The organism is Aestuariibius violaceus, from assembly GCF_040779325.2.
GTDB classification, from domain to species: Bacteria; Pseudomonadota; Alphaproteobacteria; order Rhodobacterales; family Rhodobacteraceae; genus Aestuariibius; species Aestuariibius violaceus.
In genome coordinates this window covers 204,022-228,377 of the sequence record NZ_JBFONT020000001.1, presented here as the reverse complement: position 1 = coordinate 228,377, position 24,356 = coordinate 204,022, and the positions used below count along the sequence as shown (strand labels likewise).

Below are 24,356 nucleotides of genomic sequence, written 5' to 3'. Positions count from 1 at the left end.
GATGGTTGTGCGGGAAACTGCCTCTTATAAGGGCACCGACCGGCGATGCCGGGCCCGAAAGACCAAACGGGAGGCAGATCGTTCAGGCGATGGTCGCGCAGATGCCCGTCATCTCGAGGTAGTCTTCTATGCCGTGGCGGGAGCCCTCTTGGCGTGGTGGAGTTGCTCGACACGCCCCGTCGTGTGTCGCGAGGTGCATCAAGCAGGTTTCGGATGGAGCGGCGGCAGGTTTCCTGCCTCCTGTTGGTTTTGGGGTCAGACAAGGAGAGATGCCTCATACCGTTTCAGTGAGGGGCGGGCCGAGGGACCGAAGCTGTCGACGGAGGCCGCGAGCTCTGGGAAGATGCTGAACAATTCTTCGCGCTGCGCCTCTTCGACCGCGGAGAGACCCGTTTCGCCGGGATGGAAGCTTTCGGAGAGTGCGCCGTTTGAAAACACGATCTCATGCCTGTCGAAGAGGATGTGGAAGTATTCGACGGTTCCTCCTTCACGCCGATAGATCTGATCGGATCCCGCAAGATGCTTGGCAGGGACGAGGACTTCGGGTTCGCCGAAGAAAAGCTCTGCCCGCCATCCTGAAACGAGGACGCGGTGCTGGGGGGACAAGATCAGTTCGCGATCATTGCCGATAGCGCCCGGTAAAAAAACGATGGGTGCCAAGTTGCCTGTCGCCTGGACGGTCCTGTGACCAATCCACTGAATCTTCTGAAGGCCGTGGTCGAGGGTCTTTACCACCCCCCCGACCTGCAAATTCTCAACGGGCATTGGGCCGTTGGCTGCCTCGATCAGCGTGCCCTGACCGAAGCAGAGGACAAGATCGGTATATGGAACCGATGCAACAGGATCTCCGGTAGAGATCGTGATGTCATCCCCTGGATTCAGCAATATTGTAGAGGCGAAACCGACCCAGGTCTGGTTTCCGGCGCCATCATTCAAGGTAACATAGTAGAGGGTGCCTGTTTCGCCGGTTGTGTTGTTCGTAACCGTCGACGCAGCTTCGTTATATATTGGATCTCCCGCCGTACCGATCGTGACGCCATCGATGACCAGGTCTTGCTCCAGGGATTGATTGAGTCCCGGATCCTGAATTTGACCGAGGTCGCCCACGAGATCGTCAAAATTAGCATCGTCATCAGAGACCGAAGCGATGTCAGGTGATCCGGAAACGGTTGTTGCCGCACCGTTCAGAATGACGTCGGTAGCTCCGTTCAAACCCGGTGCTATTCCAAGATCTGCATTCGAATAGATAAAGAAGTCGGGCATATACGCCTCCGAACTGGAGAGAGCCGAGTAAGTCGTACTGAGCGTCTTCCGGGAGCGGGGCGTCGTGATTTCTGTGGTCTAGTGTATCCTGTTCAGTCTGAAGGTATTGGTCTTCCGGGCAGCCCACCACCAGAAGTTGCTATCCGCCGATAGCCAGACCGAGAGATTCATCTATTTAAAGTTGATGATCTTGCGGGAAGCCGCCGCTTACCGACACGCAAACCAGCAATGCCGGTGCCGAGCGGCTAAACTTGAGGCGGATTTCTCAGGCGACGCTGGTGCAGATATATTTCATCTCGAGGTAGTCCTCGATGCCGTGGCGGGAGCCTTCGCGGCCGAGGCCGGATTGCTTGACGCCGCCGAACGGGGCGACCTCGGTGGAGATAATGCCGGTGTTGACGCCGACGATGCCGTATTCGAGCGCCTCGGCCACCTTGGTCACGCGGGAGATGTCTTTGGCGTAGAAATACGAGGCGAGGCCGAAGATCGTGTCGTTGGCGAGCGCGATCACCTCGTCCTCGTCCTTGAAGCGGAAGAGGGGGGCGAAGGGGCCGAAGGTTTCCTCGGTCGAGACCTTCATGTCCTTCGTGGCGCCGGTGACGATGGTGGGCTGGAAGAACTGACCGCCGAGGGCGTGTTTTTCGCCGCCGGTCAGGACCGTGGCGCCTTTGGAGAGGGCATCGTCCAGATGCTCCTGCACCTTGTCGAGCGCGCCCGGTTCGATCAGGGGGCCGAGGTCGGTGCCGTCCTCCAGGCCGTCGCCGACCGTCATGTCTTCCACCGCGTTCTTCAGCTTCTCGGCGAAGGCATCATAGACGCCGTCCTGCACGTAGATGCGGTTGGCGCAGACGCAGGTTTGACCGTTGTTACGGAACTTGCAGGCGATGGCGCCTTCGACGGCGGCATCGAGGTCGGCGTCGTCGAAGACGATGAAGGGGGCGTTGCCGCCAAGCTCCATCGAGCATTTCATCACCTGGTCGGCGGCTTGCTTGAGCAGGATGCGCCCGACCTCGGTCGAGCCGGTGAAGGTGAGTTTGCGGACCTTGGGATTTTCGCAGAACTCTTTTCCGGCGTCGGAGGAGGAGGTCGAGGGGAGGACGGAAAAGACGCCTTCGGGCACGCCTGCCTCTTCGGCGAGGACGGCCATGGCCAGCGCGGACAGCGGCGTGAGCGAGGCGGGGCGGACGACGAAGCTGCAGCCGGCGGCGAGCGCGGGGGCGACCTTGCGGGCGATCATCGCGTTGGGGAAGTTCCAGGGCGTGATCGCGGCGGCAACCCCGATGGGCTGGCGGATCACGGTCAGGCGCTTGTCGGGCTGGTGGCCCGGGATGGTCTCGCCGTAGACGCGCTTGGCCTCTTCGCCGAACCATTCGACGAAGGCGGCGCCGTAGGCGACCTCGCCCCGGCTTTCGGTGAGAGGCTTGCCCTGTTCGGCGGTCATGAGGATGGCCAGATCCTCCTGATGTTCCATCATCAGGTCGTACCAGCGGCGCAGGATCTGGGCGCGGTCCTTGGCGGTTTTTGCGGCCCAGGCGGGCTGGGCGGCATGGGCGGCGTCGATCGCCTGTGCTATCTCTTCGCGGGAGAGGTCGGCGACGTTTGCGATGGTGTCGCCGCGGGCGGGGTTGGCGACGGCGAAGGTTTGACCAGAGGCCGCTTGTACCCATTTGCCGCCCAGGTAAGCGTCTTGCCGCAACAATGCGGGGTTCTTGAGCATTGAGCGGATGTCGGTGGTATCATCGAGCATGGGTGGCCTCTCTTCTTCGGGCGGCGTGCCCTTGATGGGAGGATAGTATGGAACTGGACGACGCCTATGCCAATGCCGCGCATATTCCGGGTGCGGAGGCCTATCCCGAAAAGTGGCGCACGGCGGCGGAGGGGTTTCGCGCACAGGCGCGGTGTGAGCTGGATCTGCCTTACGGGGAGCATCCGCGGGAAGTGTTCGATCTGTTCCATCCGGAGCGGTCGTCGCTGGGGCTGATCGTCTTTGTCCATGGCGGCTACTGGATGCGGTTTTCGAAGGACGACTTTTCTCATCTGGCGGCGGGGCCGGTGGCGCAGGGATGGAGCGTGGCGTTGCCGTCCTATCCGCTGGCGCCGGAGCGGCGTCTGCGGGAGATCGGGTTTTCGGTGCGCAAGGCGGTCGATCAGATTGCCCGGCGGATGGTGGGTCCGGTGGTGCTGACGGGACATTCGGCGGGCGGGCAGGCGGTACTGCGGCTGGGCTGCCGGAACACGCGGGTCGAGGTGCGGAACCGGATCGCGCGGATCGTCGCAATCTCGCCCGTGGCGGACCTGCGGCCGCTGATGCGGACGTCGATGAACGAGACGCTGAAGATCGACGACGAAGAGGCCAAGCGGGAAAGCCCGATGCTGCGGCGGAAGAAGCAGGGGATAGACGTCACCGTCTGGGTCGGCGCGAAGGAGCGCCCGGCCTTTCTGGACCAGGCGGAGGACATGGCCAAGGCCTGGGACGTGGAGCACGTCGTGGATCCGGGGCGGCACCATTTCGACGTGATCGAAGGGCTGGAGGATCCGGAGAGCGCCGTGGTTCGGGCGCTTGTGGGCGAGCGGATTGCGGTTGGGTGACGGCCCCTTGGTATTCTTGCGTGCAGTTACCAGACGTCCGCTGTTTCAATTCTGAAACAGCGCTTTCCCCTGTCGTGGCTACACCGGACGCCCGGCGCCTCCCATCTGAGCATCATCACGATGTAGCAGAGGAGAGACGACATGTTCCGGTTCCTTATCCCGATTGCCCTTGCGGCGACCCCGGCCCTGGCAAGCGACCAGTTGGCCCAATCCCTTGGTGTCGACCCCGGCGCCTATAGCGTGTCAGAACTGGCGACGTTGAAAGCCGCCATGGAAGAGCACGACCACCAGAAGGTCGATTTGATCCTCGGCGGTGGTGCCATCGTCTCGACCCAGGGTCGTGCAGGCGCAGGACAGGCGCAGCTGGCTGCGCAGCTTGGTGTCGCGCCGGGTGCCTATGACGTGGCTGACCTGATCGAGTTGCGGGTCGCGTATGAGGAAAACGACGATCAGCGGGTGCGGAAGATCCTGAGCGGCGGCAGCGTCGTCTCGACCCAGGATTCCGGAGTTGCGGGCCATGATCAGATGGCACGGCAGCTTGGTGTCGATCCGGCGGATTACACGAACGCCCAGATCGCCGCGATGTACATGGACGAGTTCAGCGACTGAGACGTCCCAAATCCCCCAATCTCAGGCGCTGATGGCGCGCGGGTCTCCTGCCCCCGCGCGCCTTTTTCATGTGCTGCCCGGCGTCAGGGTCGACGCATGGGCGACGAGAAGATCGATGAAGACGCGGACGGCGGGGATGCTGGCCCGGCGGGGCGGGAATGAGGCGAAGCCGCTGATTTCCGGCCCGGTGTAGTCCGGAAGGACCGTGACGAAGTCGCCGCTGGCGGTGCCGTGGCGTCCGAAGATCTCGGGCAGCAGCGCTAGACCCGCGCCGGAGCGCAGGATGCCAAGCGCGATGCCCGGATCGCTGACCCGGCAAACCTCGTGATCGGCCAGTTCGATCGTGCGGCCGCCCGGGCCGGTCAGGCGCCAGATTTCGGGCGAGCCGGGCACGCCGATCACGATCCGGGGGAGCGTTGCCACGACGGCCGGATCGGTCAGGTCGGCGGTGTCGGCGAGGCGTCTTGCGCCATAAAGCCGGAGAGGGGAGCGCAGGATACGACGGGCGATCAGGTAAGGCTCTTCCGGGCGGCCGAGGCGGATGACGACGTCGAGATCCTCGGCAAGGGGGTCGGGGCCGCTGGCGCCGGTTTCGACCGTGGTGCGCACCTCGGGGTAGCGAACGGCCATTTCAGCCAGGACGGGGCCGAGGATCTGCTGGGCCGAGAGCGCGCTGGCGGCGATGCGCAGGGTGCCGCGCGGGGTGCCGTTGGCGATGCGCACGATCTCTTCGGCATCGGTGCCGGCCTGAGCGACGATGCGGGCCGTCTCAAACAGGCCCATCCCGGCCTGGGTGGGGCGCAGCCCGGTACTAAGCCGGTCGAAGAGGGGGACGTTCGCCGCCTCCTCAAGCCGGGAAAGGGCGCGGGAGAGCGTGGCTTTGGAGACGCCGCAGCGGCGCGCGGCACCGGTGAGGCTGCCTTCTTCGCAGATGTAGAAGAACAGGCGCAGATCGTCGGTGCTGATCTGGTCGGCGAACAACATCGGTGCAGGTCCCCCAGGCGGCCGGTCATGCGGTGCGGCGCGATGCCGCGCGCACGGCCAGGTTGAACCTCATGTCGTTTTCGTGACGGCGTTAATCAAGTGCGCCGCCTCGATAAAATCGGGATTGATTGGAGGGGGCCGCCGCCGGTGATCCGGCGGCGGCCCGTTGGATGTCAGCGCCGTTTGGCGGTGAAGCATTCCGTCTGGACGGTGACGCAGACCTGCGTCGCCTCGGCCCGCGTCATCGGCCCGACCGAGACCGTGGTAAGGCTTTGGGTTGCCGTGAAGGCCGCGCGCTGGCGGGCAAGGGCCGGGTAGTTCGAGCGGAGCGTGGACCAGTGCCGTTCCGCCGCCTCGCGCGTGCTGAAGGCACCGAGGATCGCGTAGTGGTCCGTGGCGCCGGAGGCCGCGACCTGCGTGGGCTGGGCCTGGGTTGCGGGCGCTGCGGGCGTCGGCGTTTCGATGAACTGACCCAGCTTGCTGGAGTTTTCCGTCTCGAGCGCGGGGACGCGGACATCGGTGCTGAGCGACGGCTGCTGCAGGGCGGTGACCCGGCGGCGCAGCTGCTGGGTGACCCGGCGGGCATCCATCGCGTCGTTGACGATGCGCGGCGTGATCAGCACGATCAGCTCGGTCCGGGCATTGTCGCGCCGCGTGCGGCCGAAGAGCTTGCCCGCGACGGGAATGTCCTTGAGGCCGGGAACGCCGCTGTTGCCGCGGGTTTCGGTGTTGGAAAACAGCCCGCCAAGCACGATCGTCTCGCCGCTATTGACCGAGATCGAGCTGTCGACGATCCGCTGCGAGATCGTGGGCGTCAGCGTTTCCGCATCGGCTTCGCGCACGTTGCTGACCTCTTGGACGATGTCGAGCGTGACGGCGCCGGAGGAGTTGATGCGCGGGGTGACATCGAAGATGACGCCGGTATCGCGGAACTCGACGGTCGAGATGAAGACGTCCTCATCCGCGTTCACGTCGGTCGCCTGCTGGGTCGCGACGGGCACCTGATCGCCGACCAGGAGGCGGGCGCTTTCGTTGTTGAGGATCATCAGGTTGGGGGACGAGATCACGTTGATCTGCGTCTCATCGGCCAGCGCGTCGACGATGACGTCGGCGGGGCTGTCGAGGGTGACGAAGAAGCCGGGGGTCTCGGCTGAGATGCTGGCCGAGCCGCCCCGTGTCAGGCCGCCGCGGGCATCACCGTCGCTGAACAGGAACTGCACACCGTAGCGCAGGTCGTCGGTCAGCGTGACCTCGACGATGGTCGCTTCGACCAGCACCTGGCGCGGCGGCACGTCGAGGCGGTGGAGGATGCCGACGATGCGGTTGTATTCCTCGCGCGTCGCGTGGATCAGAAGCGTATTCGTCGCCTCGTTGGCCACGACCCGCGTTTCGTTCTGGGTGCCGAGGTTGCCTTGCGTCATCTCGCCCGTGTCGGAGGCGAGGATGACTTCGGCCTCGCCTTCGCCCTCAGCTGTCACCACGGAGATGCCGAGGACCTGCGACAGGGTCGGTGCCACGGTCGATGCGCGCGCGTACTTCATGTCGTAGGAATAGACCTGCGCGTCGTTCTGGCCCTCTTGCGTCAGGCGGCTGATCCAGACGGCCACGTTCTGCAGGGCGCGGGGCGTCTTGGCGACGGCGAGGATCGAGTTGTTCTCGGGGATGACCTCGAAGACGGCGATCGGTTCGAACTGCTCGTCGGTTTCGACGATCTGTTCCAGCCCGTTGACGATGGACTGGGCGGAGCGGCCGCGGATCGGGAAGATGCCGACCGATTTGTTGGCGAGCCAGTCGACATCGAAGCTGTCGATCGTCTCCTGCCAGGCGCGCTGGTCGCCGGAGGTGCCGGCGAGCACGATGATGTTGCGCTGGGCGTCGATGCCGACGATGCCGCTGCCCGCGAAGGGCTGGAGGATCGCGGCCATCTCCTGCGCGCCGATATTGCGCAGGGGCACGACGCGGAAGCTGTAGCCCGGCGGGATGTCGCGGCCTGTGGAGGCTCCGATAGCAAGGTCGGAGGTCAGGGGCACGATGGCAAAGACCTCTCCCCGTCGGATGAGGGCGGCGTTGTTCTGGCGGAGCGCCAGTTCGAAGACCTCGATCGCGGTGGCGCGGCTGATCGGTTCGGCCGAGCGGATGTTGACGGTGCCGCTGACGCGGGGGTCGATCACGAAGTTCTGGCGCAGGACCTCGCCCAGGATGGCGTTCGCGGCCTCTTCGATCGAGACGTCGACGAGGGTGAGCGACACGGTCTGGCCGCTGGATCCGACGGTGACGAAATCGTCCTGACGGACGAGCGGCTGGCGGCCGGGGAAGATCGTGCCGTCGCCGGCTTCGACCGACTGCGCGGGCAGGACGCGGCCTTGCCGCCGCTCGCCCGGGCCGAAGTCACCGGCATTGCCTTCTATGATGTCGCGTTGCCATGGAAACAGGGAAACACGCTGACTGGCGAGGTCGTCGTCGTTCAACGCCTCGCATCCGGCCATGGCCAAGACCACGCCGATCCATGGGATCGTCTTCTTCATTACTTCTGCCCTCTGCCACTCAATCGCGCCACCTCTTCGGGCGGTCGCGTTATCGTGACATTGCAATGCGTTACGGCGCAAAGCTAAACAAAATTAAGGAGCAGCAGGAAAGCGAAGCAGAGGTGTGACCCGAAAGCGACTTTCGGATTTGCGGGGGGAGCGGAGGTGAGGAGGCGCGTGATCGTGGCCGCCGCCAAGCCGCTGAGCGCGGCAAGGCCGAGGGCGAGAAGGCCCAGCATCGGGTCGAGCCAGGCACCGATCGCGGCGGCGAGCCAGACGTCGCCGAGGCCGAGCGCCTCGACCCCGCGGAGGGTGAGGAAGGTCTGGCGCAGGGCCAGGAGGGTGAGTGCCGGAGAGGCGATGCCGGCGAGGAGGGAGAGCCAGCTTTGGCCGTCGAGCGTGGCGAAGATGCCGAGGACAGCGAGAGCGATACTCCACCCCGGGGGAAGCCAGCGCCAGGCGAGGTCGCAGGCGGCGAGAAGCAGAGCGATAGCGATGGCCGCGGTCAGGAGCGGGGCGCCGCCGAAGGAAAACTGCAGCCAGATCGCGGCGGAGAGGCCGAGGGTCAGGCCCGCCTGAAGGCTCGTCGTCCAGCGGAGCGCGGGCCGGCCACCCGCCTTGCGCAGGGCGGCGCGCAGCGCGAGGCGCGCGGGGGTGGAGACAAAGATGTTGGCGATGGCGATCTGCGCGAGGATCGCGGCGGCAAGCGGCGTCATGGCAGGACGCGGGCTGACAGGATGTCGTAGTCCATCCGGCCACCGCGGAAGCCGAGGCCCTTGGCGGCCACCACCATTTCCATCCGCGCGCGGATGCCAGAGGTCAGGACGGCCTCTGCCGTCATCCGGAAGACCGGGCCGGTGCGCGGCGCGAGCCAGACGGCGGCGGCGCCGAGACGCGGCGGGGTGAGGCCTGCGGCGCGGCGGGCGAGGACGTCTTGGACGTCGCTTTCGCCGACGCCGGGGAGGGAGAGGAGGACATCTGCCGGGGCCGAGCCAGGATCGATCCGGGGGGTCATGTTGAGCGTCGTGAAGGTCTGGCGAATGCGCTCTCCCGACGCTGTCGAAAGGTTGAACTGGGTGACGAGCGCGTCGACCGAGCCGTAGACGCGGCCTGCCTCGCGCGTCTGGACGATGGCCTGGGCCATGTTGGCTGCGTCGAATGCGTCGGCGCCGGATCCGACGCGGCGGAGGGCGGGGGCGAGGAGTTCGGCGGGGGCCGCGTTGATGTCGAGCTTGCCGGATTCATCCTCGATCCGCAGGATTACCTCGCCTTCGGCGAAACGCATGATCTGGGGGGTGCCGTCGCGGGGGACGGCCTCGTCGTCGGTCACGGTGAGGGCGAGGCGGGCGAGACCGGCGTTGAGGCCGCTGCGGGCCAGTTCGGTGGCGCGCAGCATCTCGACATCCGCGCGGGCGGTGAGCGCGCCGCTGCGGGCGGTGGCGAGGTAGGCGCTGACCGCGATCAGGAGCGCGACGCCCATCCAGAGGACGGCGACGAGGACGAAGCCCTTGGCGTGGCGGCGGGCGGTCAGCGCAGGCGGCATTCCCTCTCCTCCAATCCGGCGCGGCCGAGGCGGGCGATGCAGGCGGGCGCACGCTCGGCCGGGATGCGCGCGGTGAGCAGGCGGTCGCCGCCGACATCGAGCGCGATGGCGAGAGGCAGGCCGGTGCCGGTCTGGGCCTCGCTGCGCCAGCGGGCGTCGCCGCCGAAATCGGCCGGGATGAGGTAGGAGAGGCGCGCCTCTCCCTGGCCGGACAGGAGGCGGGTGCTGCGTGCCTCTTCGGCCGGGAAGCGGATGTCGGAGGCGCCGCGGGCGCGGCGGGCCTCGAGCGTCCAACCGCCCCCGCCGTCGGCGCGGATCGTGAGGATGCCAAGGAAGCCGGGGGCGTCGTGGCGCGGCGGGACGAGGACGCGCAGCTCGCGCGCGTCGCCGCCGAAGTAGCCCGCGCTGCGCAGGCTGGTGCCGCCTGCGGCTGAGGCCCAGTCGCGGAAGACGCGGCGGGCGGCGATCCAGTCGTCGGCGGTGGAGATCTCGGCCGGTCTGGCGCGGTCGGTCATCTGGCGCAGGCCCCAGGTGGCGCCGGTCATGAGCGACAGGGTGACAGCCGAGATCGAGAGGGCGACGAGCGCCTCGATGAGGGAGAAGCCGCGGGCGGTGCGGCGGCGGCGGATCACAGCGGGCTCGCTGCGTAGCGGAGGGACCTGAGGGTGACGTCCGGGCCCTGGCCGGTGACCGAGACGGCCACGGTCAGGAGGTGGCCCGCCGGGATGCGGCCGAGATCCATGTCGCGCTGGACGCCGTCGGTGATCGTCAGCCGCCAGCGGCGGGGGCCAACCTGGCCTTCCTCGAAGAGGCCCGCGCGGAGGGGGATGTCGACGCCGGTACGGTCGAGGATCTGGCTGGCAAGGAGGACATTCGCCGCCTGATCCTCTGCCGCGCGTTCGAGGCGGGCGCCGGTGCCGACGGCGCTGTAGAAGCCCGCCACGGTGACGGTCGCGACGGCCATGGCGACGAGCGCCTCGACCAGGGTGAAACCCCTGGCGCGGCGGCGGGTCATCCCGCAACCTCGCTGCGGCCGGTGAGCCAGTTGAGGATCACGGTGCGGCGGTGGGGGCCTGCGACGAGGGTCAGCTCCAGCCCGTCGGATTCGCCGTTCGGCTGGAGGATCGTGCGCTGGGTTGCGTCGGGGCCGTCGACATTGCGGGAGAGGCGATGGGTCAGGGGACCGGCGGCAAGCTGGCGGTCGTCGGGCGTCCAGACGAGTTCGACCGGGCGGCCGGTTTCGGCGGCCATCAGGCGCGCCTGGGCGAGGAGGACGGAGATTGCTGCGACCTCGCGATCCAGCCGCGTGCGGTCGCCCGGGCCGGTCGCCACGAGGATCAGCGTGCCGATCATCGCGACGATCGCGGCGGCAGCCAGCACCTCGGTCAGGGCGGCCCCGCGGGAGAGGCGGGTGCGGCGCGGTGTCATCCGGTGATGTCGGCGGCCTGCCCGTCTCCGCCCGGCTGGCGGTCGGCGCCGAGGGAGCGGACGCGCACCTGGCCGTTGTCGAGCATGTAGATGTAAGGGCTGCCCCAGGGATCGACCGGCATCTTGCCGTCGCGCAGATAGGGGCCGTTCCAGCCGGGCGTGTCCCCGTCCCAGGTGATCAGCGCGTCGAGGCCGCGATCCTCGTCCGGCAGGCGGCCGGTATCGATCGTGTAGATGTCGATGGCACTGCGGAGCTGGGCGATCTGCGCCTCGGCCGCCTTGACCCGGCTGTTGCCGAGCTGGCGCATGGCGGCGGGGCCGACGAGGCCCACGAGCAGGCCGATGATGGCGACGGCGACCAGCATCTCGACCAGCGAGAAACCCTTGGCCGTTCTGCGGCGCCTAGAACGAAATCGCGTTGACCGCGGTGATGGCAGAAAAGAGGGCATAGAGGCTGACCCCGATGGTTGCGCCGACGATGACGATGAGCGCCGGCTGGAAGAGAAGCATGAAACGTTCGGTGGCGCGGCTGCGCGCCTCGCGCAGGTCGGCGGCGGCGCGGGCGACCATGTCGGGCAGGTCGCCGGCCTCTTCCCCGATGCGGATGGTCTCGATCGCGTCGCCATCAAGCAGGTTCGCGGTGTCGAGCGCCTGCCAGAGCGGGGTGCCTGACTGCACCTCTTCGCCGATTTTCTGCAGCGTGGGGTGCAGGGGGCTGTCGGCGGGCGTGGCCTCGACGAGGACGGCCAGCGCCGTGTCGAGCTGGACGCGCCGTTCGAGGAGGCTGCCGAGGAGGGTCAGCGCCTGGGCGCCCTGGTTGCGGGCGTTGAGGCGGCGGAGCGGCGGGATACGCTGGGCGGCGGCGGTGAGGATCGGCATCAGCCGCCCGCGGCGGGCGAGCCAGATCGCGGCGCCGGTGGTCGCGGCGGTGCCGAGGAGGAGCAGCGGCCAGATCCAGGAGACGAAGGCGGAGAGCGCGAAGACGGCGCGGCCGAGCGCCGGGACGAGGTCCATTCGGCCTTCGACGAGGGGGCGGAACTGAGGGATGATCGCGACGAGGATGACGGCGATGGAGGCGGCCGCGACGACGAGGAGGATTGCCGGGTAGATCATCTCGGTCACGATCTTGCGGCGCAGGGTGAGGCGCGTGTCGAGCATCCCGTGGACGGAGGCGAGCGCGCTGTCGAGCGCGCCGGTCGCCTCGGACGCGGTGAGGATCGCGCGGCAGGCCGGATCGGAAAGGCCACCGGGGCCGCCGAGTGCTTCGGCCGGGGAGGCGCCGTCGCGGAGTGATGCGCGGGCTGCGGCGGCGGCGGTTTTCATCGGGCCGGTGCGGCCTTCGGCGATGAGGCCCAGCGCGCGGTCGAGCGGGATGCGGCGTTGGGTCAGGCGGGCGAGGCGGCCTGCAAACTCGGTGGCTTTCGGCAGGGTGAGCGCGGCGTCCTGTACGGGAGCCGTGGCGCTGGCGCTGAGGCGGACGGGCTGGAGGCCCTGGGCCTTGAGGGCAAGTGCGGCCTCGCGCTTGTCGGCACCGCTGATCCGGCCGGACTTGCGCGCGCCGCTGGCATCACGGGCGACATAGTCGAAGGCCGTATCGGACATCAGTCGCCCTGCCCGCGCGGCTGGAAGGCGGCGAGGCCGAAGACGCGCGCGACCTCTTGGAAGGCGGTTTCACCTGCATAGACGAGGCCGAGCGCTTCGTCGGCCATCGACGGCGTGTCGGCATCGGTGAGGAGCGCGGTTTCGTCGAGCGCCTCGAAGACGGCCATCCGCCCGCTGAAGCCGGTGCCCGCGCAGGTCTCGCAGCCCTTGGCGCGGCGCAGCTCCCATTCCTCTTGCGGCAGGTCGGGGCGCAGGCGGGCGAGGGTTGCGACGAGGTCGGCCTCGGCCAGGCCCAGGGGCAGTTCTTCCGAACAGTCGGGACAGAGGCAGCGGACGAGGCGCTGGGCCGCGACCATGCGCAGGACGGATTTCAGGAGGAAGTCGGGCACGCCGAGGTCGAGCATCCGCTGCATCGCATCCTCGGCGCTGTTGGTGTGCAACGTGGAAAGGACGAGGTGGCCGGTCATCGCGGCGCGGACGGCCAGCTCTGCCGTTTCGGAATCGCGGATCTCGCCCACCATGAGGATGTCGGGGTTGTGGCGCAGGACGGTGCGCAGGACCGCGGCGAAGGTCATCCCGATCTCGGGCCGCACCTCGATCTGGACGAGGCCGGGGGCCGTGATCTCCACCGGGTTTTCGATGGTGACGATCTTGCGGTCGGCGCTGTTGATGCCCGAGAGCGCGGCGTGGAGCGTCGTCGTCTTGCCGCTGCCGGTGGGGCCGGTCATCAGGATCAGGCCGTTCGGCTGGGACAGCGCCGTTTCGAACACGTCATGGATGCGCGGTGGCATGTCGAGATCGGCGAGCGAGGCAAGTCCGGAGGCGGAATCGAGGATCCGCAGGACCAGCGTTTCGCCGTGGATTGATGGCAAGCTTGAGGCACGCATGTCGATCGGCCGCCCGCCGATGCGCTGGCGAATGCGGCCGTCCTGCGGCAGGCGGCGTTCGCTGATATCCATCCCGGCGAGGATCTTGATGCGCGAAAGCACGCCGCTTTCGATCGCGCGTGCAGGCGGTGGCACCTCGGCCAGCAAGCCATCGACGCGCAGGCGGACGCCGATGCCGGTGTCGCGGGATTCGATATGGATGTCGGTGGCGGAGCGTTCGACGGCGCGGGCGAAGAGCGCTTCGATATAGGTGACCGTGGGGGCGTTGTTGGCAAGCTCGGTCAGGGCCTGCGCGTCGAGGTCGCCCGTTTCGGTTGCGATGTCAGGGGCTTCGTCGCCCGCCGCATCGCGGGCGGCTTCTATATCGCGGTCGGTTGCGATCGAGAGCGCGGGGGCATCGCCGAAGGCCATGCGCAGGACGCGGAAGATCTCTTCGTCGGTGGGATCGGCGATGGCGAAGGCCGGGCGGTTGCCACGATTGCCCAGGGGCAGAATCGCCTTTCGCGACAAAAAATCGGCAGAAAGACGCTCAACCTTGGGAATCGGTCTGGGCATCTCTGACAGCTCAATCAGAGGTAGGCGCGCGATGTCGGAAGCGGCCGCAGCCCAGTCTTTCTGGGAGACGTGACCGAGCCGGTCGAGGACTTTACGGAGGGGTTGGCCTGTTTCGCGCTGGGCGACAATCGCGCGGTCACGCTGAAAGCTGTCTAGCAAACCCTCGGCTTCGAAGCGCGCAAGAACGATGGATTGATCAACATTCGTGATCAATCGAATCTCCGCTGACGAGGCGTCATCCCATTCGCGTTCTGGCTGTGTCATCGCTCCCGCCACTAGGAAACAATCTGTTGATTTGGGCCAGATTTGCCCAAATCTAGCGTAGGGCTCCGTCTTTTCGCCTAAATACGGCGGGATTGTGGCGGCTTTTGTCCGAAATGAACCTTAATTTAAGGCAATCCATTGACGCGTTCTGGGCGTCTACCTGCGCCCCTACCCCCGTTATTCCGGACTGCCGCGGAGTAGATGATTATGAAGACTGCACGACCGTATGTTACCCCCGTTATTCTTGTGGCCTGCGCGGGGCTCTTTGCCGTTGGAACCGTGGTGATCGCCGAGACCGGCGAGGCGGTGGAAAAAGCGAAACCTCCCTTCTCCATTCTGAGCGATATCCCCGCCGGTGAGAGCGACGGACTTCGCGAGACGAAAGTCGCCGCCGACGGGATGGCGGGCGATGCGGTTCCCGACCGGTTCAGCTTCGAGGTTGGCAGCGCGGGCACCTATGTGCTGTCGGTGCCGTCGGACCCGGTGGAGATCGTTATCAACGGACAATCGGTGCTCGACCCCGACCCGGCGGATGCGCCTGCGGAGGAGAGCGTTCAGGTCTTCATAAGCCTGCAGGAAGGCGCGCATCTGATCGAGTTCGAAGCCAAGGGCGCGGCTGCGCTGAGCCGCGCCTACCTTGACCAGGTGTCGATTGCGCGGCTGGGGCAGGACCCGGTTGCGATCCTTGAGACGGCCGAGCCGCTGGAGCCCGGCGAGATGCCGGTGACGCATGTAGCCGCCGCGATGTCGAGCACGGCCGGGCAGACAACACAGGTCGCCCTGGCCGAGCCGAACCTGCCGGAGCGGTTCGAGATCGGTGGGCGGAACCGGGCGGGCGCCCAGCCGGCAGCGGCCTCCGCCGACGGGGGCGCGCCCGGCGCGGCGCCGATGCCGACAGGCGGCACGCAGATGGCCAGCGCAGGCGGCACCTCAGAAACAGAGAGCAGTTCGGGCGGTGGCACGACCTCCGTGCCGGTGATCCCGGCCTCCCTTGGGTCGGGCAACTCCGGTGGTGGCAGTGGCGGTGGGTCCGGTGGATCGGGCGGCGGCTCGGGTGGCGGCACTGGCGGTGGCGGCACCGGCGGCGGATCGACCCCGCCGACAGCTGGGGGCGGCGGGACGCCTACGCCGACACCGACTCCCACGCCGACACCGACACCTCCCGCCACAGGTGGGCCGACCGTGGGTCTGGGCCCGCTGGCCCCGCCGACGGACGTGGAGCCGACGATGGCCGTGCAACTGCTGAGCGCGGGCGCGGATGCCACGACGATCTCGTCGACCGGTCAGACGCTGTTCGGCGCAGTGATGGACCCGGCGGCCTTCGACGTGGTTGATGTGACGGTCGCCCCATCCGGGCGCACCGACCGGGTCGAGGTCGGGCCGAATACCGGGCAGTTCGCGGTGCGGCTGTTCGAGGAAGACCTGTCGAGCGGCAACGTCACGATCACGCTGACCGGCGCCTCGACGGCGAGCGACGAGGTCGCGACGGCCGCGGTGACCTACAGCTTTGAGACGGCGTTGCCCGCAGACGGGGCCGCGCAGGCGCTGTCGCGGATGACCTTCGGGCCGACACCCGATCTGTATTCGCGCGTCCGGGCGCAGGGCTTTGCGGCCTATGTCGAGGAGCAGCTGAACCCCGACAGCATCGATGACGCTTTCTTTGAAAACAGCGGCCTGGACGATCTGGGCGATGATGAGACCACGTCGAGCGGGCGCTTCTTCGAGAACATCATGGACGAGAACCTGGCCTATGCCATGTTCTCGGAGAAGCAGCTGCAAGAGGTTGTCGGCGATTTTTGGTGGAACCATTTCCACGCGATCAACAAGGATTCGTCGATCGTCCATCAGGCGCTGACCGACCGGCGGTTCTTCCGGGAAAACGCCTTCGGGCGGTTCGAGGACCTGTTGCTCTACAGCGCGCGCAGCCCGCTGATGTCGCAATACCTCGACAATGATCAAAGCCGTGCAGGGAACCTGAACGAGAATTACGGGCGTGAGATCCTGGAGCTGCATACCGTCGGTGTCGACGGCGGCTATGGCGATGACGACGTGATCGCGGTCAGCCGCGTCTTTACCGGATGGCGCTATGACGAGGTCGGGCCGGAGAATCCCGATTCCAGCGTCCAGCGCCGGTATGAGTTCGAGTTCCAGCCGGATCGCCACGACAGCGAGGACAAGGTGATCCCGTTCCTCGCCACGACCATTGCGGGCCGGAGCGGTGATGCAGGCGTCGAGGAAGGCGAAGAGCTGATCGCGCTGCTGGCCGAGGATGCGCGGACCATCGACTTTGTCTGCGGCAAGCTGGTGCAGCGGCTGGTGGCCGACACGCCGCCGCAGCAATTCATCGATGCCTGTGCGGCGGCCTGGGTCGCCAATGACGGCAGCGCCGGTGAGATGGTACGCGCGATCCTGCTGCATCCGGATTTCACGACGCTGGCCAAGTCGAAGACCAAGACGCCGTTCGAATATGCCGTGTCTGTTGCGCGGGCCTTTGGGATGCAACCCGGCGACGGGATGACGGCGCGCGATTTCCTGAGCCGGTTCCGTGAAGCGTCGTGGAATGCCGGGTACAACTCGTTCCGCGCCCCGGCGCCGACGGGGCTGGCCGAGTATGGCACGGCCTGGACGACCTCGGCCGCGTTCCAGGCGCAGTACCGCAAGATCCTCGAGATCGCGGATCAGGCGGGGCGGCATAACTCCGAATTGCAGCAGCGAATCCTGGATGCCGGTCTGGAAACGACGGAAGAGGTCGCGGCCTACCTGTTCGCAGTGGCAACGGCGGACCGGTTCCGGCCCGACGAGTTCGAGGCGCTTCTGGCCGAGTTGCGCGGGCCGGACGGCATCTTCGAGCCCATGACGGAAGATGAAGGCCCCGCCTTCGACCGGGCCATCGCGACGATCGCGGTGATGCCCAGCTTCCACGTGCAGTGATTTAAGATCTGGGGAGTGGTGATATGCAGACCCGTAGAGATTTCCTGAGAACCGCCGCCCTGACCGCCGCAGCTTCGGCTGTGGGAACGGTCGGCGCACCGAAATTCGCCTTTGCCCAGGAGGCGGGGACCAAGACGCTGGTCAAGGTGTTCATGCGGGGCGGGGCGGACGGGTTGCACCTGTTCCCGCGGTTTGGCGACATGACCTATTTCAACGTGCGCCCGAACATCGCGATCGAGGCGCCAAGCAACGATCCGAACTCTGCGCTCGATCTGGGCCATCCGATCCGGGGCATGAACCCGAACATGGCTGCGATGATGGAGATCTGGGAGAGCGGCCGGATGATGGTCGCGCCGTCTGCCGCGCTTGAGGAAGGCAACCGGTCGCATTTCGATTGCCAGCGCTGGATCGGCACCGGGATGCGGAACAATCTGGTGGACGGGTACCTCAACCGCTACCTCCAGGCGGTGAACGCGACTGACCATCCGCTGCGGGGCGCGTCGCTGGGCAAGAGTTCCATCGCGACCGAGATGCGGGGCGAGATCGCGGTTCCGGCCGTGTCGAGCGCGGGCGGTTTCGACGTCCGGAGCGGGGATTTCTGCAGCGGCTCCGGCTGCGCCGAGAACCGCCTGACCGAGATGATGCGCGAAGTGTCGAGCCACGAGGTCGACCTGCCGGAAGCCGAGGCGCGGGTGCGCGAGCAGCAGATCGTGCTGGTCGATACGATCGCCGAGATCCAGGCGGCGGGGGCGGATTATACGCCGTCGGCCGGGGGCCTTGACTATTCGGGCAGCCCGCTGGGCCGTGGCCTGCGGCTGACGGCGCAGCTTTTGAAGGCGGGCGTGCCGCTGTCGGTCGCGTCGCTCGACTGGAATATCGGCTGGGACACGCATTCGAACCAGATTGCGGATGGCGCGGACCGCTTCGTCGACCAGAACAAGGGCTATCACCGGAACATGACCGCCGGGGCGACGGATTTCCTGACCTTCTGGCGGGATATCTCGGAGCTGCGCGACGACGTCGTCGTGCTGGTCGGCAGCGAATTCGGGCGGACCGTCTACGAGAACGGCAACGAAGGCACCGATCACGGCCATGGCGGTGCGTGGTTTGCCTTTGGCGGGCCGACCGTCGGCGGGATGGCGGCAGAGGATGTCGCATCGCTTGACGACAGCAATCTGGAGCGCGGGCGCTACATGCCGAACCTGATCGATTACCGCGACATTGTCTCGGAAATCATGATCCGGCATATGGGGCTGCCTGAGGCAATGATCGGGACGGTCCTGCCTGGGATCAACGTGACCAATCGCAATCTGTTCACTCGGGTGGCGTAGCGAAGGACGCAGTGGCGTATATGGGGTTTGGGACGAAGGTCCCTTTCGGAAAGATCGGTTTTGACCAGCTGAAGGTGCCGTCGACTGCCGCCCTGGAGGCGGGGTGGCGCTGGCTGCGCGGCGATCTGCGCGCGCCCGAGCCGGGCGACGTCGCGCTGACCGTTTCGGGCGGCGTGCCAGTGGTGCTGGGCGAGGACGGGCAGCCGATTGGTCTGGACGAGGCGAAGCCGCGGATCGAGCGGGCGCGCCATGTGGAGATCGTGCTGCCGTCCGAAGAGTGTCTTGAGATCGAGCTGACCCTGCCCGACGCGTCCCTGCGCGAGCTTGAGGATATGATTGCCGTCGAGCTATCGGTGCGCTCGCCATTCGAAGAGGCAGAGTCGCTGTGGCTGTGGCGGCTGGAAGAGCGCCCCGGAGAGGGCTGGCATCTGCGGGCCTGCGTGATCCTGCGCCAGACCATCGCGCCGCTCCTGACCATGGTGGAGGAGAGCGGCTATCGCATTTCGCGGGTCTCGCTGGGCCTTGGGGAGGACGCGCTGAGCGCGTTGCCTGACTGGGCGGCGCCGGCGGAAGAAGCCCCGCGCGGGGCGATCCCGGCGCGGCTGCGCGGGACGGTGATGATCTCGGCCGCGTTTCTGGCGGTGGCGCTGATCGCGCTGTCGGTGGTCCAGTTGCGGCATATGAGCCTGTCGACGGAGGCCGATGCGGCACGGTCGCAGATCGCAGCTTTGGCGGTGCAGGACAGTGCGCGTCGGACAGTTGGTCAGGCTGCCGCGGCGTCGCAAAGCCGGCTGAGCCTGCCCACGGTTCTGGCCGGGCGCATTCCGGCCGAGTCGTGGCTGGAGCGGCTGACCATCGATGGCGGGGAGGTCAGCCTGACGGGCTTTACGCCATCGGCTGCGGCATTGAGCGATCTGCTGGCGGCGACGCCGGGGCTGAGCGATCCGCGCTTTGCGGCGCCGGTGACGCGAGACAACAGCCAGGGGATCGAGCGGTTCCGGATCGATGCGACGCTGACGGGGGCGGGGCGATGAGCCAGATCGTCTTTGCCGACCGTGACAAGCCTGCCCGGATCGGCCGGGTGCTGGAATATGTGGCTTTCGGGATTGCGCTGGTCTTTGTCCTGCTCGCCTGGCGGGCGGTGGAGGCCCGCAGTTCCAGCCTGGCCGAGCTGCGCGCGGTGACCGAGCGGGCCGAGGCTGTCGAGGCGCGGGTGGCGACCTCTGACGGGGCCTTTGCGGCAGCGCTTTATGCCGCTGGGACCCCGCGCGAGGCGCAGACGCGCCTGCAGACAGACGCTCAGGCGCTGGCGGCGGCGCATGGGCTGGAGATCGAAGTGATCCGGGCGCGCGAGGTGACGCCGGACGGGCCGCTTCTGACGATCGGGATGGTCCTCGCTGGGGCAATCCCCGAGGACCGGTTGGAAGATTTTCTCTATGCTGTGGCCGATGCCGAGCCGCTGATCGCGGCGACCGAGATCGAGCTGCGGCGGGCGCGCACGCTGAGCCGGAGCGATCCGACCCGCCGGATCGCCATCCAGATGACGCTGGAGGCGTATCTTCAGCCATGACCTTCGCCGACGTAACCCGCCTTGTGACCGAACGGTTGAGCCGGGAAACCGTGCTGGGCGGCGTGGCGTGCCTTTGCGCGGTGATGCTGGTGTTGCCGAACGGGGCCGAGACCGGGTCTGGCCCCGCGCGCAGCCCCGCCGGATTGATACCGGACGCGCCCGGCGTCGCGCCGGGGGCGTTGACCCAGGCGCCGCTGTTCCATGTCAGCCGCCGCCCCCCGGCGCCGGTCGCCGAAGAGCCGATCGCGGTGCCCGATCCGCAGAACGTCGTCATCCAGCTGTCCGGCATCGTGGGCGATACGAATGACGGCTATATCGCGTTCTTCCGCGCCTCGAACCGGTCGGAGCTGCTGATGGCAGAGGTCGGCGACAGGATCGACCGGTGGACCGTGGAAGAGATCGAGCGAACCCGCGTCCTGCTGCGGGACGATGCGGGTGAGACGACGGCGATCGATCTGGAGAACGGCTGAGCCGCTTTCAGGGGCGCTGGTCCAGGGATGGGTGCAGCCAGCCCATGCAGCGGATGGCCGCGGTGACGGGATCGATGATCCGGAAATCCAGCGCCGACCTGACCGTCTGAACCACTTTCGTCATCCCGGCGCATCCGAGGATGATCGCGTCGATCCCATCCTGGCGAATGGCGTCTTCGGCTTCATTCAGGATCAGTTGGGCGGCGCTTTCCGGCCCACGCTCGAGATCGAGGACGGGAACGTTCGACGCGCGGACCCGGGCGAGGTGGTGGGAGAGACCACAGGCGGCGATGTTGCCCTCGATGATCGGAACCGCGACGGGGAGCGTCGTGACGACGCTGAACCGCCACTGGCGCAGGGCGCAGTAGTGATAGGCGGCCTGGCCGATGCCGATAACGGGGCAGGCGGCGCGCTGTGCGGCCTTGGCCAGCGCGGTGTCGTCGAAGCAGCCGATGATGATGCCGTCGGCCCCTGCGGCTGCGGCCTTGTCGACAAGGCGCAGGAGCGGGGGCGTTGCGGCCTCGCCGTCTTCGGCGCCCTGGATCGCGGGCGGGCCGCCGGTGGACGTCCACCCCTCGATAGCAAACGCGGGGGCGGCTGCCCTGCCTGTGTCCACCATCGCGTCGGTCATGGCCGCCGTGCTGTTGGGATTGATGATGATGACGGCCACGGGTCAGACCAGGCCTTGCCCCGCATCGGACCCGCGCCGCCTGCGCTGCCGCCCGGTCAGCCAGACGATGAGGAGGAAGACGCCGATCACGACGAAGGAAAAGGCGGTCGTCAGCGTGCCGAGGGCGAAGATCACGGGCGTGGTGACGTTGGTCGTCATCCCGAAGATCTCCAAGGGCAGGGTGTTGTAGCCGCCGGCGGTCAGAAGCGTCCGGGCGAATTCGTCGTAGCTGAGCGTGAAGCCGAAAAGCGCGACGCCGATCAGCGAGGGGGCGATGATCGGCAGGACGACATGGCGGATCGTCTGCCAGGGGGAGGCGCCGAGATCGCGGGCGGCCTCCTCGTAGCTGCGGTCGAACCGGTTGAAGACGGCGAACATGATCAGAAGGCCGAAGGGAAGCGTCCAGGTCAGCTGGGCGCCGAAGCCGGAGGTCGACCAGTGCACGTTGAGGCCGGATTGCGAGAAGATCAGGCCAACGCCCAGCGACACCAGGATCGAGGGGATCACGAGCGAGGTGATGATGAGGTAGAACAGCACGGTCGAGCCTGCGAAGCGCTTGCGGAAGGCGAGGCCGCCCATGACAGACACGACGACGGTCGTGACCATGACCATGAGGCCCAGCGCGAAGGACCGCCGGAACGAGCCCCAGATGTCGCCCACCGCCTGTTGTTCGAAGAGGTCGCGGAACCAGTGGAGCGACCAGCCGCGCATCGGGAAGGTCAGCCCGCCCTGCGGCCCCTGGAAGGACAGGATCGCGATGGTGATCGTGGGCCCGTAGAGGAAGATCAAGAACAGCGCGAAGAACGCGGCGAGGAGGTAGAAGGACCGGGGGCGCGGCTCCATCTCAGAGTTCCTTCCGGATGTCGACGAAGCGCAGGAAGATGCTGATCATCAGAAGGACGGTGACGAGCAGCACGACCGCGGTGGCAGAGGCGGAGGGGTATTGCAGCAGGCCGATATCGTTCGAGATCAGGCGGCCCACATTGGCCGACTGGCTGCCCGACATGAAGCGCACCGTGATGAAGTCGCCCATCACGAGGGTCACGACGAAGATTGTGCCGATCATGATCCCGGGCTTCGTCAGCGGGATGATGACATGCCAGAGCGTTTGCCAGCCGGTGGCGCCGGCATCAGCCGCCGCCTCAATCAGGGAGCGGTCGATCCGCATCATCGTGTTGAAGATCGGGACCACCATGAAGAGCGTGTAGAGGTGGACGAAGGCGAGGATCACGCTGAAATCGCTGAAGAGCAGCCATTCGAGCGGCGCGTCGATGACGCCCCAGGAGAGGAGCGCGGAATTGGCCAGCCCTTCGCGCCCCAGGAACGGGATCCACGAGATCATGCGGATGATGTTCGAGGTCCAGAACGGGATGGTGCAGAGCAGGAAGAGCGCGATCTGCCAGTTGAGCGACCGGACGTGGAAGGCGAGGAAATAGGCCGCCGTGAAGCCGATCAGCAAGGTGAAGACCCAGGTGATCGCGGCGTATTTGAAGGTGTTGAAGAAGACGCGGTAGGTTACGTCGGATCCGAAGAGGAAGGCGTAGTTGTCGAGCTGGAAGGCCGGGTAGATCGAGAACTCGGTCGCGCCCCAGAAGCTGACGATCCCGATCATGATGATCGGTAGGACGAGGAAGACGGCCAGCACTAGCGCCAGTGGCGAGGCCAGGAGCCAGCCGACTGCGTGCCGCGAGAGCGGTTTGCGCGCCGTGATCGGGCGCTGGGCCGGGATCTGGGTCTGGACCGCCTGCTCGGTCATGATGCCTCTTTCGCGGCTTGGGACCCTCTGGCCGGGGAGGTCCGGCCAGAGGGGTTCACATCAGTTGGACGTCGGGATCAGGCCGCGATGAACTCGTTCCACTTGCGGACCATGTACTGGTTTTCGTCCATGACGGCGTTCCAGCAGGCGACGGCGCCCATGCGGTCGTAGAACGACCCGCCGTCGCGGACCTCGCCCGGCTGGGCCATGACGTCGCCGAAGGGGTTGGTGATCTCTTCGGTGGCTTCCGCGCCTTCGAACCAATAGCCCCACTCGTTCTCGGACATGTGATTCTTCGAGGTTTCCGGCACGGCGGAATAGTAACCCTGCCGCATGAGGAAGCCGCCGACCCAGCCATCGAGATACCAGTTGATGTATTCGTAGGCCGCGTCGAGCTCCATCCCGCTGAGCGAGTTGGACAGGCCGATGCCACCGCCCCAGGAGCGGTAGCCCTCTTCCAGCGGCTGGTAGACGCATGGGATGCCACGCGACTTGACCGCCGTGATCGCGGGCGACCACATGGACTGGATCACAACCTCGCCCGACGCCATCAGGTTCACGCTTTCGTCGAAGGTCTTCCAGAAGGCGCGGAACTGGCCGTTCTGCTTGGCTTCGGTGAAGATCGCGATCGTCTGGTCGATCTCTTCCCGGGTCATGTTGCCCTTGTCGGCATACTGGATCTCGCCCATGGATTCGCAGACCATGGCCATATCCATGATCCCGATCGACGAGATGTCGAGGATCGAGGCCTTGCCGGCGAATTCGGGGTTCAGAAGCTCGGACCAGTTGCTGATCGGCCGCCCGATCAGGTCGGGGCGGATGCCCAGCGTATCGGCGTTGTAGATCGTGGGGATGAGGGTCATCCAGCCGGTTTCTTCATCGGCGAAGGTGGTGGCCCCCGGTTCGGGCACGAAGCCGACCGTGTGCGGCGCGGTGCCTTGGGCGATCACGCTTTCCGGCGTCAGCTTGCCCGATTTGAAGATGCCGACGATCTGGTCGTAATTGGCGATCCTGGAGACATCCATCGCCTGCAGGTTGCCCGTCGGCCAGACCTTCTTGCAGATCCAGTATTCGATATCGGCGATGTCGAAACTGTCGGGCTGGGTGGCGGCGCGCTGGGTCACGCTGTCGCTGTCGAGCGCCGTCATCTCGAGCGTGAAGCCCAGATCTTCCTGCACCTTCTGGGCCACCTCGTTGAGGTTCGACACACCGGTGCCGAACTGGCGCAGCGTGATGTCCCGCGTTTGCTGGCCCCAGACCATGGGCGCGGGCAGGGCGGTCGCGGCCAGCGCCGCGCCGCCCGTTTTCAGCATGGACCGCCGTGAATAGCGGATCTTCGGAATTGTGGTCATCGTAGTCTCCCCGTCTTGAAGTCTTTT

At 66.7% G+C, this 24,356-nt stretch carries 23 protein-coding genes; 7 read left to right on the top strand and 16 right to left on the bottom strand.

The window, feature by feature from the left end:
• Positions 1–255 precede the first annotated feature (255 nt).
• On the bottom strand, positions 256–1,263 hold the full coding sequence (locus AADZ90_RS01125) for a Hint domain-containing protein (RefSeq protein WP_367311310.1): 1,008 nt from the start codon (positions 1,261–1,263) through the stop codon (positions 256–258).
• 265 nt (positions 1,264–1,528) lie between these two features.
• A complete protein-coding gene (locus tag AADZ90_RS01120; protein WP_367311311.1) occupies positions 1,529–3,010 on the bottom strand; it encodes an NAD-dependent succinate-semialdehyde dehydrogenase in 1,482 nt (493 codons plus the stop codon).
• A gap of 47 nt (positions 3,011–3,057) precedes the next feature.
• On the opposite strand from AADZ90_RS01120, the gene AADZ90_RS01115 reads away from it, so the two are divergent.
• Both AADZ90_RS01115 and AADZ90_RS01110 read left to right on the top strand, forming a co-directional pair.
• Positions 3,058–3,852, top strand: a complete 795-nt coding sequence (locus AADZ90_RS01115) for an alpha/beta hydrolase (protein ID WP_367311312.1) — start codon at positions 3,058–3,060, stop codon at positions 3,850–3,852.
• A 141-nt stretch (positions 3,853–3,993) separates the two neighbouring features.
• A complete protein-coding gene (locus AADZ90_RS01110) occupies positions 3,994–4,461 on the top strand; it encodes a hypothetical protein (RefSeq protein WP_367311313.1) in 468 nt (155 codons plus the stop codon).
• Positions 4,462–4,527: 66 nt separating this feature from the next.
• Here AADZ90_RS01110 and AADZ90_RS01105 read toward each other — a convergent pair whose 3' ends face one another.
• From AADZ90_RS01105 to AADZ90_RS01060, 10 genes are all read right to left on the bottom strand, one after another.
• Positions 4,528–5,445, bottom strand: coding sequence for a LysR family transcriptional regulator (locus AADZ90_RS01105; protein WP_367311314.1), 918 nt, complete (start codon positions 5,443–5,445; stop codon positions 4,528–4,530).
• Positions 5,446–5,618: 173 nt separating this feature from the next.
• Positions 5,619–7,970: a type II secretion system secretin GspD gene (gene gspD / locus AADZ90_RS01100; protein WP_367311315.1), complete on the bottom strand. Its 2,352-nt coding sequence runs from the start codon at positions 7,968–7,970 to the stop codon at positions 5,619–5,621.
• Positions 7,971–8,053: 83 nt separating this feature from the next.
• Positions 8,054–8,686: a prepilin peptidase gene (locus tag AADZ90_RS01095; protein WP_367311316.1), complete on the bottom strand. Its 633-nt coding sequence runs from the start codon at positions 8,684–8,686 to the stop codon at positions 8,054–8,056.
• Complete coding sequence (locus AADZ90_RS01090) at positions 8,683–9,513, bottom strand: hypothetical protein (RefSeq protein WP_367311317.1); 831 nt, start codon at positions 9,511–9,513, stop codon at positions 8,683–8,685. Before AADZ90_RS01090 ends, AADZ90_RS01095 begins: the two co-directional genes overlap by 4 nt.
• The gene (locus tag AADZ90_RS01085; protein ID WP_367311318.1) at positions 9,498–10,145 is read right to left on the bottom strand and encodes a PulJ/GspJ family protein; all 648 of its coding nucleotides are present in this window, start codon (positions 10,143–10,145) and stop codon (positions 9,498–9,500) included. The genes AADZ90_RS01090 and AADZ90_RS01085 overlap by 16 nt, the downstream gene beginning before the upstream one ends.
• Positions 10,142–10,528, bottom strand: a complete 387-nt coding sequence (locus AADZ90_RS01080) for a type IV pilus modification PilV family protein (protein ID WP_367311319.1) — start codon at positions 10,526–10,528, stop codon at positions 10,142–10,144. The genes AADZ90_RS01085 and AADZ90_RS01080 overlap by 4 nt, the downstream gene beginning before the upstream one ends.
• Complete coding sequence (locus tag AADZ90_RS01075; RefSeq protein ID WP_367311320.1) at positions 10,525–10,941, bottom strand: hypothetical protein; 417 nt, start codon at positions 10,939–10,941, stop codon at positions 10,525–10,527. The genes AADZ90_RS01080 and AADZ90_RS01075 overlap by 4 nt, the downstream gene beginning before the upstream one ends.
• Positions 10,938–11,390 (bottom strand): type II secretion system major pseudopilin GspG, encoded by a 453-nt coding sequence (gspG, locus tag AADZ90_RS01070; protein ID WP_367311321.1) that lies wholly within the window; start codon positions 11,388–11,390, stop codon positions 10,938–10,940. Before gspG ends, AADZ90_RS01075 begins: the two co-directional genes overlap by 4 nt.
• Complete coding sequence (locus AADZ90_RS01065) at positions 11,344–12,543, bottom strand: type II secretion system F family protein (RefSeq protein WP_367311322.1); 1,200 nt, start codon at positions 12,541–12,543, stop codon at positions 11,344–11,346. The genes gspG and AADZ90_RS01065 overlap by 47 nt, the downstream gene beginning before the upstream one ends.
• A complete protein-coding gene (locus tag AADZ90_RS01060; protein WP_367311323.1) occupies positions 12,543–14,198 on the bottom strand; it encodes a GspE/PulE family protein in 1,656 nt (551 codons plus the stop codon). The genes AADZ90_RS01065 and AADZ90_RS01060 overlap by 1 nt, the downstream gene beginning before the upstream one ends.
• A gap of 258 nt (positions 14,199–14,456) precedes the next feature.
• On the opposite strand from AADZ90_RS01060, the gene AADZ90_RS01055 reads away from it, so the two are divergent.
• From AADZ90_RS01055 to AADZ90_RS01035, 5 genes are read left to right on the top strand one after another with little or no spacing between them, the layout of a single operon-like run.
• Complete coding sequence (locus AADZ90_RS01055; protein WP_367311324.1) at positions 14,457–17,180, top strand: DUF1800 family protein; 2,724 nt, start codon at positions 14,457–14,459, stop codon at positions 17,178–17,180.
• A gap of 23 nt (positions 17,181–17,203) precedes the next feature.
• On the top strand, positions 17,204–18,511 hold the full coding sequence (locus tag AADZ90_RS01050; RefSeq protein ID WP_367311325.1) for a DUF1501 domain-containing protein: 1,308 nt from the start codon (positions 17,204–17,206) through the stop codon (positions 18,509–18,511).
• 20 nt (positions 18,512–18,531) lie between these two features.
• Positions 18,532–19,545, top strand: a complete 1,014-nt coding sequence (locus AADZ90_RS01045) for a PilN domain-containing protein (RefSeq protein WP_367311326.1) — start codon at positions 18,532–18,534, stop codon at positions 19,543–19,545.
• Positions 19,542–20,081: a GspMb/PilO family protein gene (locus AADZ90_RS01040; protein ID WP_367311327.1), complete on the top strand. Its 540-nt coding sequence runs from the start codon at positions 19,542–19,544 to the stop codon at positions 20,079–20,081. Before AADZ90_RS01045 ends, AADZ90_RS01040 begins: the two co-directional genes overlap by 4 nt.
• On the top strand, positions 20,078–20,551 hold the full coding sequence (locus tag AADZ90_RS01035) for a hypothetical protein (RefSeq protein WP_367311328.1): 474 nt from the start codon (positions 20,078–20,080) through the stop codon (positions 20,549–20,551). Before AADZ90_RS01040 ends, AADZ90_RS01035 begins: the two co-directional genes overlap by 4 nt.
• A gap of 7 nt (positions 20,552–20,558) precedes the next feature.
• Here the strand turns inward: AADZ90_RS01035 and AADZ90_RS01030 are convergent, their stop codons facing one another.
• From AADZ90_RS01030 to AADZ90_RS01015, 4 genes are all read right to left on the bottom strand, one after another.
• Positions 20,559–21,221 carry an aspartate/glutamate racemase family protein gene (locus AADZ90_RS01030; protein WP_367311329.1) on the bottom strand — a complete coding sequence of 221 codons (663 nt, stop codon included), beginning with the start codon at positions 21,219–21,221 and terminating at the stop codon, positions 20,559–20,561.
• A gap of 3 nt (positions 21,222–21,224) precedes the next feature.
• The gene (locus AADZ90_RS01025; RefSeq protein ID WP_367311330.1) at positions 21,225–22,064 is read right to left on the bottom strand and encodes an ABC transporter permease; all 840 of its coding nucleotides are present in this window, start codon (positions 22,062–22,064) and stop codon (positions 21,225–21,227) included.
• 1 nt (position 22,065) lies between these two features.
• A complete protein-coding gene (locus tag AADZ90_RS01020; RefSeq protein ID WP_367311331.1) occupies positions 22,066–22,977 on the bottom strand; it encodes an ABC transporter permease in 912 nt (303 codons plus the stop codon).
• A gap of 77 nt (positions 22,978–23,054) precedes the next feature.
• Complete coding sequence (locus tag AADZ90_RS01015) at positions 23,055–24,320, bottom strand: ABC transporter substrate-binding protein (RefSeq protein ID WP_367311554.1); 1,266 nt, start codon at positions 24,318–24,320, stop codon at positions 23,055–23,057.
• Positions 24,321–24,356 lie beyond the last annotated feature (36 nt).

Bases quoted from the DNA above. Each gene is read 5' to 3' on its own strand.
- AADZ90_RS01025 (WP_367311330.1), bottom strand. From the start codon at position 22,064: ATGGAGCCGCGCCCCCGGTCCTTCTACCTCCTCGCCGCGTTCTTCGCG.
- AADZ90_RS01075 (WP_367311320.1), bottom strand. From the start codon at position 10,941: ATGACACCGCGCCGCACCCGCCTCTCCCGCGGGGCCGCCCTGACCGAG.
- AADZ90_RS01035 (WP_367311328.1), top strand. From the start codon at position 20,078: ATGACCTTCGCCGACGTAACCCGCCTTGTGACCGAACGGTTGAGCCGG.
- gspD (WP_367311315.1), bottom strand. From the start codon at position 7,970: ATGAAGAAGACGATCCCATGGATCGGCGTGGTCTTGGCCATGGCCGGA.
- AADZ90_RS01120 (WP_367311311.1), bottom strand. From the start codon at position 3,010: ATGCTCGATGATACCACCGACATCCGCTCAATGCTCAAGAACCCCGCA.
- AADZ90_RS01055 (WP_367311324.1), top strand. From the start codon at position 14,457: ATGAAGACTGCACGACCGTATGTTACCCCCGTTATTCTTGTGGCCTGC.
- AADZ90_RS01040 (WP_367311327.1), top strand. From the start codon at position 19,542: ATGAGCCAGATCGTCTTTGCCGACCGTGACAAGCCTGCCCGGATCGGC.
- AADZ90_RS01125 (WP_367311310.1), bottom strand. From the start codon at position 1,263: ATGCCCGACTTCTTTATCTATTCGAATGCAGATCTTGGAATAGCACCG.
- AADZ90_RS01105 (WP_367311314.1), bottom strand. From the start codon at position 5,445: ATGTTGTTCGCCGACCAGATCAGCACCGACGATCTGCGCCTGTTCTTC.
- AADZ90_RS01050 (WP_367311325.1), top strand. From the start codon at position 17,204: ATGCAGACCCGTAGAGATTTCCTGAGAACCGCCGCCCTGACCGCCGCA.
- AADZ90_RS01090 (WP_367311317.1), bottom strand. From the start codon at position 9,513: ATGCCGCCTGCGCTGACCGCCCGCCGCCACGCCAAGGGCTTCGTCCTC.
- AADZ90_RS01080 (WP_367311319.1), bottom strand. From the start codon at position 10,528: ATGACCCGCCGCCGCGCCAGGGGTTTCACCCTGGTCGAGGCGCTCGTC.
- AADZ90_RS01115 (WP_367311312.1), top strand. From the start codon at position 3,058: ATGGAACTGGACGACGCCTATGCCAATGCCGCGCATATTCCGGGTGCG.
- AADZ90_RS01095 (WP_367311316.1), bottom strand. From the start codon at position 8,686: ATGACGCCGCTTGCCGCCGCGATCCTCGCGCAGATCGCCATCGCCAAC.
- AADZ90_RS01020 (WP_367311331.1), bottom strand. From the start codon at position 22,977: ATGACCGAGCAGGCGGTCCAGACCCAGATCCCGGCCCAGCGCCCGATC.
- AADZ90_RS01110 (WP_367311313.1), top strand. From the start codon at position 3,994: ATGTTCCGGTTCCTTATCCCGATTGCCCTTGCGGCGACCCCGGCCCTG.
- AADZ90_RS01045 (WP_367311326.1), top strand. From the start codon at position 18,532: ATGGGGTTTGGGACGAAGGTCCCTTTCGGAAAGATCGGTTTTGACCAG.
- gspG (WP_367311321.1), bottom strand. From the start codon at position 11,390: ATGCCCTCTTTTCTGCCATCACCGCGGTCAACGCGATTTCGTTCTAGG.
- AADZ90_RS01065 (WP_367311322.1), bottom strand. From the start codon at position 12,543: ATGTCCGATACGGCCTTCGACTATGTCGCCCGTGATGCCAGCGGCGCG.